Below are 10,257 nucleotides of genomic sequence, written 5' to 3'. Positions count from 1 at the left end.
CCAGCGCCAGTGCCAGTGCCAGTGCCAGTGCCAGTGCCAGTGCCAGTGCCGCTTAGCCGATGCGGACACCAATGCCACCGTGTCGCGCTAACGCCAAGCACCCACAACGCCCGCAACGCCCACAACAGCCGCAACACCGCCACGCCCGCCGACGCGCCCGCCGACGCGCCCGCCTTTGACGCACGCCCTGCCACGCGGGTTCCGGCTATTTTCACGCGCCGCCCGCCCGGCCTGGCCGCCGTTTTTCGACCGCGCGCCGCGCATGCGGTAAAATTATGGAATAGCAGCGGCGCCGCGCGAGGCAACGGGCCAATGAGCGCCGGGCAGCCGCCAATTCCTACACCACGGACGTCGAGCCATGTATCAATCGGACATCACCCAGTTCCTGAACCAGCTCAAGCAACAGAAACCCAATCTGGAAGCCGAACAACGCCGCGGCCGCGCGCTGCTGTGGGACAAACAGCCGATCGATCTGGAAGAACGCGCCGAGCAAAAAGCCTCGCGCGTAGAACAGACGCCTTACTCGTACTATCAAAACTTCTAAGCGCGTGAGTCACGCCGACGAGGCACACGGCGCAGCGCCGGCCGACGCCGCGCTCGCCGCGCCCGCCACCGATTCGACACCGGACATCGTCGACGGCATTGCTTTCGCACGCCTGTACGGCGAGCCGCTCTTCAAGCTGCCGACGGATCTGTACATCCCGCCGGACGCGCTCGAGGTGTTTCTCGAAACGTTCGAAGGACCGCTGGATCTGTTGCTGTACCTGATCCGCAAGCAGAACTTCAACGTGCTCGACATCCCGATGGCAGACGTCACGGTGCAATACCTCGGCTACGTCGACCAGTTGCGTCAGACCAATCTCGAACTCGCGTCCGAGTATCTGCTCATGGCCGCGATGCTGATCGAGATCAAATCGCGCATGCTGCTGCCGGTGAAGAAGGCCGACAGCGGCGAAGAAGCCGAGGATCCGCGCGCGGAACTCGTGCGGCGCCTGCTCGAATACGAGCAGATGAAGCTCGCCGCGCAGCGCATCGACCAGTTGCCCCAACTCGGGCGCGATTTCCTGCGCGCCGAGGTCTACATCGAGCAAAGCATCACGCCGCGTTTTCCGGACGTGAACAGCGAGGACCTGCGCGCCGCGTGGGCCGACGTGATCAAGCGCGCCAAGCTGGTCCAGCATCACAAGATTTCGCGCGAAGAGCTGTCGGTGCGCGAGCATATGAGCTCGATCCTGCGGCAACTGCAGAACGCGCGCTTCATCGAGTTCTCCGACCTGTTCGACACGAGCAAGGGCGTGCCGGTGGTGGTGGTGAATTTCATCGCCGTGCTCGAGCTGTGCCGTGAATCGCTCGTCGAAATCACCCAGGCGGAGCCGTTCGCACCGATCTATGTGCGCCTCGCCTATCTGCCCGCCTGAAGCCCTCGAACCGGGCGCAATTCCGCCCGGCGGGAGAAGGTGCCTCTTTTCGGTGCGGCAGGCACGCAAATCCACTACAATCCGGCGCTCCGAACCTGTCATTACCAGTGAGGCCGCGGGCCGCGCAATCCCAAGGGTTTTGCGCCCACCGAGTCTTGCGCCGCGCGAGGAAATCCCTGTCCGATCATGAAAGTCATCAGCTCGATCCATGAATTGCGCGACCAGTTGCGCGGCCAGAATCGCACGGCCTTTGTGCCGACCATGGGCAACCTGCACGAGGGCCATCTGTCGCTGATGCGGCTCGCTCGCCAGCACGGCGATCCGGTCGTGGCGAGCATCTTCGTCAACCGGCTGCAGTTCGGTCCGAATGAGGATTTCGACAAATACCCGCGCACGATGGAAGCGGACATCGAAAAGCTCCAGAAGGAAAACGTCTACGTGCTGTTCGCGCCGACGGAAAAGGATCTGTATCCGGAGCCGCAGGAGTACCGCGTGCATCCGCCGCACGATCTGGGCGACATCCTCGAAGGCGAATTCCGGCCCGGTTTCTTCCAGGGCGTGTGCACAGTGGTGATGAAGCTGATGTCGTGCGTGCAGCCGCGCGTCGCCGTGTTCGGCAAGAAGGATTACCAGCAGTTGATGATCGTGCGCCGCATGTGCCACCAGTTCGCGCTGCCCACCGACATCATCGCCGCCGAAACCGTGCGTGACACCGACGGCCTCGCGCTCAGCTCGCGCAATCGCTATCTGCAGGCCGCCGAGCGCGCCGAGGCGCCGATGCTGGCCGCTGAACTGAATCGCGTGCGCGATGCCGTGCTTTCGGGCGAGCGCGACTTCGCAAAAATCGAACAGGCGGCGATGGCGGCTCTTGCCGCGCGCGGCTGGCAACCCGACTACATCGCAGTGCGCAAGCGCTCGGATCTGCTGCCGCCGGGTCCGCAAGATGCGAACGCGGAACTGGTCGTGCTGGCCGCCGCCAAGCTTGGCGCCACTCGTCTTATCGACAACCTCGAAATCTGAAGCCGTCTTAGATAGCGTAGACACGCATAAGAAATCACACAGGATTGGTCATGCAACGCAACATGCTGAAGTCGAAGATCCACCGCGTCGCGGTCACGCACTGCGAGCTGCACTACGAAGGCTCGTGCGCGATCGATGAAGATCTGCTGGAAGCGGCGAACATCGTCGAAAACGAGCGGATCGACATCTGGAACATCAACAACGGCGAGCGTTTCTCGACCTATGCGATCAAGGGCGAACGCGGCAGCGGCATGATTTCGCTGAACGGCTCGGCCGCGCGGCGCGCGCAGCTGGGCGATCTGGTGATCATTGCGGCGTTCGCGGTGGTGGATGAAGCGGAACTGAAGGCCGGCTGGAAGCCGGACCTGGTATTCGTGGACGACAACAACAAGATCAAGGGCAGCCGCGATCACGTACCGACGCAGAACTGGACCTGAGCGCGCTGTTGTTCAATTGAGCGTTCGTTACGCTCGCCGCGCGGAGGGTTGTCTAGGGCGAGCCACAGCGCAGGGGCGTCAGACGCAGATCTGGACCAGAGCAACTCGTAGTCCACTGGCGCACGCCTCGCGCGAAGCCCTCAGGATTAACAACGTCGGCCGCATCATCATGCAGCGGGCGGCCAAGCCGCCTGCCCTGCCGCTTCAACCCTTCTTGCCCGTGCCGTTAGTCCACTCGACGATCGGCTGCCACTGTTCCAGATCCTTCTCCACGCGGCTTTTCGCGACGTCCCACAAGGTCAGCCCGTGGGCCGCCAGTTGCACGTAATTCTGCGTGTCGCGCAAGAAGCCCAGCACCGGCAGCTTCAAACCCTCGACAAAGCGGTGCAGTTGCTCCGCCGAGCGCGTGCGCGCATCGACGCGCATGCCGACTACGCCGATTTCGATCGCGCCTTTCCTGACCGCTTTCTCCTTGGCAAGCCGCTCAAGGAATTCCTGGGTGGCCAGAATATCGAACATGGACGGCTGGAGCGGCACGATCACCTTGTCGGCCAGATCCAGCGCGATACTCAGACGATTGCCGTGCAGCCCGGCCGGCGTGTCGATGACAGCGTGCTCCAGCCCTTTGGGCGGTCTGGCCGGCGCGTCCTGATTGACTTCCCAGCTTTCGATGGCCGGCAGCGTGTCGGGCCGCAGCGACAGCCACGCGTGCGCGGACTGCTGCTTGTCCAGGTCCGCCAGCGCGACCCATTCGCCGGCCGCGGCGAAATAGCCGGCCAGATTGGTCGCCAGCGTGCTTTTACCCACGCCGCCCTTCGGATTCGCCACCACGATCACCGTCATGAATTCTCCCGGAAAGAAGGCTGGACGCCGCCAGCCGGTTTGCCGCGTATTTGCTCTGACCTGCGCAAGTGTGCCCGCATTCGTGCCGGACTCGTGCCGGGTTCAGGTCCACTTGCCGACCCAGCCGTTGATAATATCGACAAATGCACGTTGGCCGAAGCCCCCAAACGGGTAATTGGCCGCCGTGTCCCGCCGATTTTTCCATCGAGGAACCGAATCTCATGAGCAAACTCCGCCCGGAATGCACCGTCGAACACCTCCACGAACGCCAGGAAGGCTCGCTGCCCGCCTTGCTGGGCGTGCATGTGCTGTCGCTGGAAGAAGGCGTCCTAACCGCGGAATTGACCGTGCGCAAGGAATTGCTCGCGCCGAACGGGTTTTTGCATGCCGCCACCGTGATCGGTCTCGCCGATACCGCCTGCGGCTACGCCTGCATCGCGCATCTGCCGCAGACGGCGCGCAATTTCACGACCATCGAGCTGAAAAGCAATTTTCTCGGCACGGCGACGGAAGGGACGATTCGCGCGGTCGCGAAAGGCGTGCATCTCGGGCGCAACACGCAAGTGTGGGACGCCACGGTCACCGATCCGAACGGCAAGACGATGGCGTTGTTTCGCTGTACGCAGATGGTGTTGTATTGAGTGCATCAACGTGGCGCAGCGCGGCGTCGCGCCATGAAAAAAAAGCACGCGGCCTTCCGGGCGCGTGCCTTTGATTACAAGTGTGGACCGATCAGGCAGCCACCGCCCGCGGCGCCTTCACCCCACTAAACGCCAGCGCTCCGCCACCAAGCAGCGATTGCACTACCAACGTCACCGCCCAGAACGCCGGATATTCCCAGCCGCCGTTCGGCGATGCGAAACCCCAGCCGTTATGCAGATGCTGCGACATCGCGCCGAGCATGAACGGCAGCAGCACCAGCGCGACCCAGCGGACCTGCACGCCGAGCAGCAGCGCAATGCCGCCGAACAATTCGACGAACGCCGTCACGTAGCCGAGCCAACCGGGCAAACCGAGCGAGACGAAGAACTGCGCCGTGCCGGGCAGCGTGAAGACGAAAATCTTTTGCAGACTGTGAGCGAGATACAGCACGCCCAAGGCGACGCGAAGGAGTAAAGCGGCCAGATCGGCGGAGCGGTTCGAGTTCATGACGAGATCCTTGTCGAGAGAGACGGTCCCGAGGCGGCCGTCGATGTCAGAACTCTATTCGAACCATATGAGGTGAAAAACCGCTCTACAGGCTTTGATTATTTCCCAACAGGATTTAATCGGCACTGCGCGCTCGACGCCCCATCACCCAATCGCCGCAAACAATTTCGGCAGATCGAGATGCTGCGCGAGCGTATCCGCGAGACGTTCCAACGACGCCTCGCGCAACGCCGGGTAATCGATTTCCTCGGCGTCGGTCAAACCTGCCCAAGCGAGCAAGGCGGCGCACGCGGCCGGCGTGTCGAACAGACCGTGCACGTAAGTCGCGAGAATCTGGCCATCGGCGGAAATCGCGCCGTCGGGATACGCCGCCTGCGTGTCGCCCAATCGCAGCGCGGGCGCGTCGAGCGCCGGGCCGCGCGTCTCGCCCATATGAATCTCGTAGCCGGCCACGTCGGGCGAACCGGGCAACGCCAGGCGTCCGGTCACGTTCTTCAGCGTCTTCTCACGCGTGAGCACCGTCGAGTAGTCGAGCCAGCCGAGTCCCGCCGACGTCCCCGGCGCGCCCTCCACACCATGCGGATCGGCCACCTCGCGCCCGAGCATCTGCATGCCGCCGCAAATGCCGATCACACGGCCGCCATAACGCAAATGCTTTTGCAGCACCGCGTCCCAGCCTTGCGCGCGCAAAAACGCCAGGTCGCCGGGCACGTTCTTCGAGCCAGGCAAAATGATCAGATCGGCCGGCGGCACCGGCGTACCGCTTCGCACGTAATGAAAATCGACCTGCGGATGCGCGCGCAACGCGTCGAAATCCGTGTGATTGCTGATGTGCGGCAGCACCGGCACGACCACTCGCAGCATGCGCGCCGCGCCGCCGCTGTGCGCCGCGCGCAATTCGGGCGGCAGCATGTCTTCGGCGTCGAGCGTCAGGCCGTGCAGATAGGGAACGACGCCGAGCACCGGTTTGCCGGTCTTCGCTTCGAGCCAGTCCAAACCGGGCTTCAGCAAACTGACGTCGCCGCGAAAGCGGTTGATGATGAAACCGCGCACCCGCGCCTGCTCGCTCGCCGACAGACACGCGAGCGTGCCCGTGAGATGGGCGAAGACGCCGCCGCGGTCGATATCGGCCACCAGCACGACCGGGCAATCGACCGCCTCCGCGAAACCCATGTTGGCGATGTCGCGATCGCGCAAATTGATTTCCGCCGGACTGCCCGCGCCTTCGACAAAAATCGTCTCATACGACGCCTGCAGACGCGCATACGATTGCAGCACCGCTTCGAACGCGACGGGTTTGTAGTCGTGATACGCCCGCGCGTCGAGATTCATGCGCGCCTTGCCGTGGATGATCACCTGCGCGCCGCGATCGCTCGTCGGTTTCAGCAGCACCGGGTTCAGATCGGTGTGCGCGGCAATGCCCGCGGCGACCGCCTGCAAGGCCTGGGCGCGGCCGATCTCGCCGCCGTCCACCGTCACCGCGCTGTTGAGCGCCATGTTCTGCGGCTTGAACGGCGCGACCCGCACCCCGGCGCGGCGCGCGAGCCGGCACAGACCGGCGACCAGCGTGCTCTTGCCCGCATCGGACGTGGTGCCTTGGATCATCAGCGTACCGCGCGGCACGGGTACGGCGTCAGGCGGGGTCGAAGTGGTGGTCACGGATTCTCGGGCTCGGCGGTGAACAGGCATCAATTCAGGCAATGGATCGGGCAGTCAGGCAGTCCGTGCCGGTCAGTCGGCCACGCAAATCGGACAGTCGTTGAGTCAAGCGGCAACGCATCCTTCATGCAGCAGCGCAGCGCGTGGACCGCCTCGAACGCGGCATTATCCCATCGCGCCGGCCCGCGCTGCACGCCGGTACAATCACGCGATGACTCCCCGTGACCTCACCTTCGTTCTCGGCGGCGCCCGCTCAGGCAAGAGCGTGCACGCCGAACAGCTTGCCAGCGACAGCGCCCTGCCCGTTACCTACATCGCCACCGCGCGCGTAACGGACGACGCCGAATTCCGCGCGCGCATCGCCCACCATCGCGAGCGGCGTCCGGCGCATTGGCAGTTGTTCGAAGCGGGCGTCGATCTCGCCGGCGCCGTGACGCAAAGCGACGCGCCCGGCCACTGCATCCTGATCGATTGCCTGACGCTGTGGCTCGCCAATCTGCTCTGCCCGCCCGAAGGCGAAGGCTTGCCGCTCGATCAATATCGCGCGCAGGTCGCCGCGTTCGAAGCGGCGCTCGTCAATTCCAAAGGCAAGCTCATCGTGGTCAGCAACGAAATCGGCCTCGGCGTGGTGCCGCTCGGCGCGGCCACGCGTCTTTACGTCGATGAACTCGGCCGGCTCAATCAGCGCATCGCCGCGTTGAGCACCCAGGCCACGATGATGGTCGCCGGTTTGCCGCTCGCGCTGAAAACCGCGAGCCACGCGTGATGCTCTCGCTCCCGCTTCTCGTGACGCTGGCCACCGCGGGCGTCGTCGTCGACCGTTGGTTCGGCGAGCCGCGCGCGGCGCATCCGCTGGTGGGCTTCGGCAAATGGGCGACGCGTCTCGAAACGCGCTACAACACCGGCCGGCGCTTAAGGCTCAAAGGTCTGCTGGCGTGGTCGCTGGCGGTAATGCCGCCGGTGCTGATCGCATGGTGTCTGGTCGCTCTGCTGCCGTTTTTTGCGGCCTGCGTGGTGCATGTGCTGTTGCTGTGGTTCGCGCTCGGCGCGCGCAGTCTGCACGATCACATCGCGCCGATCGCTCAGGCGTTGGCGCGGCGCGATCTCCCACAAGCGCGTTTGCTGACCGCGCGCATCGTCTCACGCGAAACCGCGGATGCCGACGAAGGCGCGTTGTCGCGCGCCGCCGTCGAATCGGCGCTCGAAAACGGCAACGACGCGATCTTCGGCGCGCTGTTCTGGTTCGCCATTGCAGGCGGTCCGGGCGCGCTCGCGTTTCGTCTCGCCAACACGCTCGACGCGATGTGGGGTTATCGCACGCCGCGCTATTTGCGCTACGGTTGGGCGGCCGCGCGCATCGACGATGTGCTCAACTGGATTCCCGCGCGTCTGACCGCCGCCAGCTATGCGCTGCTCGGCGACACGCGCACCGCGTGGCGCTGCTGGCGCGAGCAGGCGCCGCGCTGGGACAGCCCGAACGCCGGACCGGTGATGGCCGCCGGCGCAGGCAGTCTGAACGTGTTGATCGGCGGGCCGGCGGTGTATCACGGCGCGCTCGAACACCGGCCGACGCTCGGCTTCGGGCATTCCGCGAAAGCCAGCCACGTGACCGCCGCGTTGGCTCTGGTCGAGCGCACGGTCATTCTGTGGCTTGCGGTGCTGATCGTGCTGGCGCTGTTGAGCGTGCCCTTTCATGGTTGAGCGAATGAGCAGTCGCGCGAACGAAACGGGCACCGCGATCGACGCGGTCGTGCATGGCGGCAACCTGCACGAAGCGGCCAGCCGCTATGGCATTCCATACGAGCAATGGCTCGACCTGTCGACGGGCATCAATCCGCACGGCTTTCCGGTCCCGCCGATTCCCGCCGATGCCTGGCGCCGCCTGCCCGACGACGGCGACGATTTCGCCGCCTGCGCCGCGCGCTACTACCGCGCGCCCGATGCCGCACATGTGCTGCCCGTCGCAGGCAGCCAGGCGGCGATTCGCGCGCTGCCCGCGCTGCTGCCGCGCGCGTGCGTCGGCATCGCGCCGCTTACGTATAGCGAATACGCGCCTGCGTTCAAACGCAGCGGCCATGAAGTGATGCCGCTCGATGTCGGCTGGGAAACATTGCCCGAAGCGCTCATGCATGTAGTCGTCGTGAATCCGAACAATCCGACCGCCGCGCATCTGAGCGCCGCAAGGTTGTTGCACTGGCATGAGCAGTTGAGCGCGCGCGGCGGCACGCTGCTGGTCGATGAGGCCTTCGCCGATACGATGCCGTCGGCGTCGCTCGCCGCGAGCACGCATCGCGAAGGCTTGATCGTGTTGCGCTCACCGGGGAAATTCTTCGGCCTCGCCGGCGTCCGCGCGGGATTCGTACTCGGCGTGCCTGCTTTGCTCCAAAGTTTGCGCGTCACGCTCGGCGCTTGGACGGTCAGTGGTCCGGCCCGCCACGCCGTCAAAGCCGCCTTCGCCGATGAAGCCTGGCAACGGGATATGCGCATTCGGCTCGATGCCGAAAGCGCGCGACTGGTCGACTTGCTGCATGCACAAGGCTTCGACACACGCGGCACACCGCTCTTCGCGTGGACCGACGACGCGCACGCCGCCGCTTTGCATGAAGCCCTCGCACGACGCGGCGTATGGACGCGTCTGTTCACTTCGTCGGGCAGCGTCCGATTCGGCTTACCTGCGAGCGAAACCGAATGGACACGCTTCGAAGAGAGCTTGTGCGAAGCCGTACGAGAGATCGATGCAACGCGAGCGTGCTGATTCAAAGAATACGAAGCCCTCGCCCCCACAATAACTACGCGCCCCGCAGCCTCCCCCGATGAACCGACTCGCCCGCTTCACCTTCGCCGCCGCGGTCTTCGTCAACGCACTGCACGCGCATGCCGCCATCTCCGTCACCGACGATACCGGCGCAACCGTCACCCTGCCCGCTCCCGCGCAACGCGTCATCAGCCTCGCGCCGCACGTCACCGAATTGCTGTATGCCGCGGGCGGCGGCGCGAAAGTGGTCGGCGCCGTGTCGTACAGCGACTATCCGCCCGAGGCGAAACAGTTGCCGCGCGTCGGCGATAACAAGGCGCTCGACCTTGAGCGCATCGTCGCACTCAAGCCCGATCTGATCGTGGTGTGGCGGCATGGCAATGCGCAGCGTCAGCTCGATCGACTGCGCGAGATGCACATTCCGCTGTTCTTCAGCGAGCCGCATCATCTCGACGACGTGGCCGTGTCGTTGACGAAGCTTGGACAACTGCTCGGCACGTCATCGGCGGCGGATGCGGCGGCGGCCGCCTACCGTCTGGACATCGCGAAACTGCGCAACCAGTATGCGAGCCGTCCGCCCGTCAGCGTGTTCTATCAGGTGTGGGACCAACCGTTGATGACGCTCAACGGCGAGCACATGGTCAGCGACGTGATTGCGCTGTGCGGTGGCCGCAACGTGTTCGCCAAACTTGAACCGCTGGTGCCGACCGTCTCGACCGAAGCAGTGCTCGCGGCGAATCCGGAAGCGATCGTCACGGCGGGACCGGGCGCGACCAAACCGGACACCACCTTGCCGCAACTCGGCACATGGCGCGCATGGCCGAGCCTGACAGCGGTGGCAAACAACAATCTGTTCGCTATCGACGGGGATCTGATCAACCGCCCGGCGCCGCGCATTGCGCAGGGCGCGAAGCAAATGTGCGAAGACCTCGAAGTGGCGCGCTTACGCAGAAAGCCTGGCGCGCAGTAACGCGCG

12 protein-coding genes are annotated in these 10,257 nt (G+C 64.7%); 9 read left to right on the top strand and 3 right to left on the bottom strand.

The window, feature by feature from the left end; translation table 11 throughout:
- Nucleotides 1-358 precede the first annotated feature (358 nt).
- The 4 genes from P0D80_RS44500 to panD all read left to right on the top strand — a co-directional run bounded on the left by P0D80_RS44500 (nucleotide 359) and on the right by panD (nucleotide 2,875).
- Entirely contained in the window at nucleotides 359-544 is a 186-nt protein-coding gene (locus P0D80_RS44500) for a DUF3460 family protein (protein WP_007175923.1), read from the top strand.
- Between the two features lie 4 nt (nucleotides 545-548).
- A complete protein-coding gene (locus tag P0D80_RS44495) occupies nucleotides 549-1,418 on the top strand; it encodes a segregation and condensation protein A (protein ID WP_408180692.1) in 870 nt (289 codons plus the stop codon).
- Nucleotides 1,419-1,604: 186 nt separating this feature from the next.
- Nucleotides 1,605-2,438: a pantoate--beta-alanine ligase gene (panC, locus tag P0D80_RS44490; RefSeq protein ID WP_408180693.1), complete on the top strand. Its 834-nt coding sequence runs from the start codon at nucleotides 1,605-1,607 to the stop codon at nucleotides 2,436-2,438.
- Between the two features lie 50 nt (nucleotides 2,439-2,488).
- Nucleotides 2,489-2,875 carry an aspartate 1-decarboxylase gene (panD, locus tag P0D80_RS44485; protein ID WP_012432059.1) on the top strand — a complete coding sequence of 129 codons (387 nt, stop codon included), beginning with the start codon at nucleotides 2,489-2,491 and terminating at the stop codon, nucleotides 2,873-2,875.
- A gap of 204 nt (nucleotides 2,876-3,079) precedes the next feature.
- Here panD and P0D80_RS44480 read toward each other — a convergent pair whose 3' ends face one another.
- The gene (locus P0D80_RS44480) at nucleotides 3,080-3,718 is read right to left on the bottom strand and encodes a nucleotide-binding protein (RefSeq protein ID WP_408180694.1); all 639 of its coding nucleotides are present in this window, start codon (nucleotides 3,716-3,718) and stop codon (nucleotides 3,080-3,082) included.
- A 221-nt stretch (nucleotides 3,719-3,939) separates the two neighbouring features.
- Here P0D80_RS44480 and P0D80_RS44475 point away from each other — a divergent pair, with 221 nt between their 5' ends.
- Nucleotides 3,940-4,359, top strand: coding sequence for a PaaI family thioesterase (locus P0D80_RS44475; protein ID WP_408180695.1), 420 nt, complete (start codon nucleotides 3,940-3,942; stop codon nucleotides 4,357-4,359).
- Nucleotides 4,360-4,450: 91 nt separating this feature from the next.
- On the opposite strand, the gene P0D80_RS44470 is transcribed toward P0D80_RS44475, so the two are convergent.
- Together P0D80_RS44470 and P0D80_RS44465 are read right to left on the bottom strand one after the other, a co-directional pair.
- Nucleotides 4,451-4,867 (bottom strand): DoxX family protein, encoded by a 417-nt coding sequence (locus tag P0D80_RS44470; protein WP_408180696.1) that lies wholly within the window; start codon nucleotides 4,865-4,867, stop codon nucleotides 4,451-4,453.
- A 144-nt stretch (nucleotides 4,868-5,011) separates the two neighbouring features.
- Nucleotides 5,012-6,472, bottom strand: a complete 1,461-nt coding sequence (locus tag P0D80_RS44465; protein WP_408293736.1) for a cobyric acid synthase — start codon at nucleotides 6,470-6,472, stop codon at nucleotides 5,012-5,014.
- A gap of 265 nt (nucleotides 6,473-6,737) precedes the next feature.
- Here P0D80_RS44465 and cobU point away from each other — a divergent pair, with 265 nt between their 5' ends.
- Genes cobU through P0D80_RS44445 form a run of 4 tightly spaced genes read left to right on the top strand, consistent with a single transcriptional unit; the run spans nucleotide 6,738 to nucleotide 10,251 of the window.
- Complete coding sequence (cobU, locus tag P0D80_RS44460; protein ID WP_408293725.1) at nucleotides 6,738-7,292, top strand: bifunctional adenosylcobinamide kinase/adenosylcobinamide-phosphate guanylyltransferase; 555 nt, start codon at nucleotides 6,738-6,740, stop codon at nucleotides 7,290-7,292.
- Nucleotides 7,292-8,227 (top strand): adenosylcobinamide-phosphate synthase CbiB, encoded by a 936-nt coding sequence (cbiB, locus tag P0D80_RS44455; RefSeq protein WP_408293733.1) that lies wholly within the window; start codon nucleotides 7,292-7,294, stop codon nucleotides 8,225-8,227. Before cobU ends, cbiB begins: the two co-directional genes overlap by 1 nt.
- A 4-nt stretch (nucleotides 8,228-8,231) precedes the next feature.
- Nucleotides 8,232-9,281: a threonine-phosphate decarboxylase CobD gene (gene cobD, locus P0D80_RS44450; RefSeq protein WP_408293722.1), complete on the top strand. Its 1,050-nt coding sequence runs from the start codon at nucleotides 8,232-8,234 to the stop codon at nucleotides 9,279-9,281.
- 58 nt (nucleotides 9,282-9,339) lie between these two features.
- Nucleotides 9,340-10,251 (top strand): cobalamin-binding protein, encoded by a 912-nt coding sequence (locus P0D80_RS44445; RefSeq protein WP_408293719.1) that lies wholly within the window; start codon nucleotides 9,340-9,342, stop codon nucleotides 10,249-10,251.
- The last annotated feature ends 6 nt before the right edge of the window (nucleotides 10,252-10,257 follow it).

Source organism: Paraburkholderia sp. RL17-373-BIF-A, from assembly GCF_046030175.1.
Lineage (GTDB): Bacteria > Pseudomonadota > Gammaproteobacteria > Burkholderiales > Burkholderiaceae > Paraburkholderia.
The sequence above is the reverse complement of the archived record's forward strand: the minus strand, read 5'-3'. Positions and strand labels throughout refer to the sequence as shown.

Coding starts and splice junctions, on each gene's coding strand:
- P0D80_RS44480 (WP_408180694.1), bottom strand. CDS start 3,718: ATGACGGTGATCGTGGTGGCGAATCCGAAGGGCGGCGTGGGTAAAAGC.
- P0D80_RS44500 (WP_007175923.1), top strand. CDS start 359: ATGTATCAATCGGACATCACCCAGTTCCTGAACCAGCTCAAGCAACAG.
- cobU (WP_408293725.1), top strand. CDS start 6,738: ATGACTCCCCGTGACCTCACCTTCGTTCTCGGCGGCGCCCGCTCAGGC.
- cobD (WP_408293722.1), top strand. CDS start 8,232: ATGAGCAGTCGCGCGAACGAAACGGGCACCGCGATCGACGCGGTCGTG.
- panD (WP_012432059.1), top strand. CDS start 2,489: ATGCAACGCAACATGCTGAAGTCGAAGATCCACCGCGTCGCGGTCACG.
- cbiB (WP_408293733.1), top strand. CDS start 7,292: ATGCTCTCGCTCCCGCTTCTCGTGACGCTGGCCACCGCGGGCGTCGTC.
- P0D80_RS44465 (WP_408293736.1), bottom strand. CDS start 6,472: ATGATCCAAGGCACCACGTCCGATGCGGGCAAGAGCACGCTGGTCGCC.
- P0D80_RS44445 (WP_408293719.1), top strand. CDS start 9,340: ATGAACCGACTCGCCCGCTTCACCTTCGCCGCCGCGGTCTTCGTCAAC.
- P0D80_RS44475 (WP_408180695.1), top strand. CDS start 3,940: ATGAGCAAACTCCGCCCGGAATGCACCGTCGAACACCTCCACGAACGC.
- P0D80_RS44470 (WP_408180696.1), bottom strand. CDS start 4,867: ATGAACTCGAACCGCTCCGCCGATCTGGCCGCTTTACTCCTTCGCGTC.
- panC (WP_408180693.1), top strand. CDS start 1,605: ATGAAAGTCATCAGCTCGATCCATGAATTGCGCGACCAGTTGCGCGGC.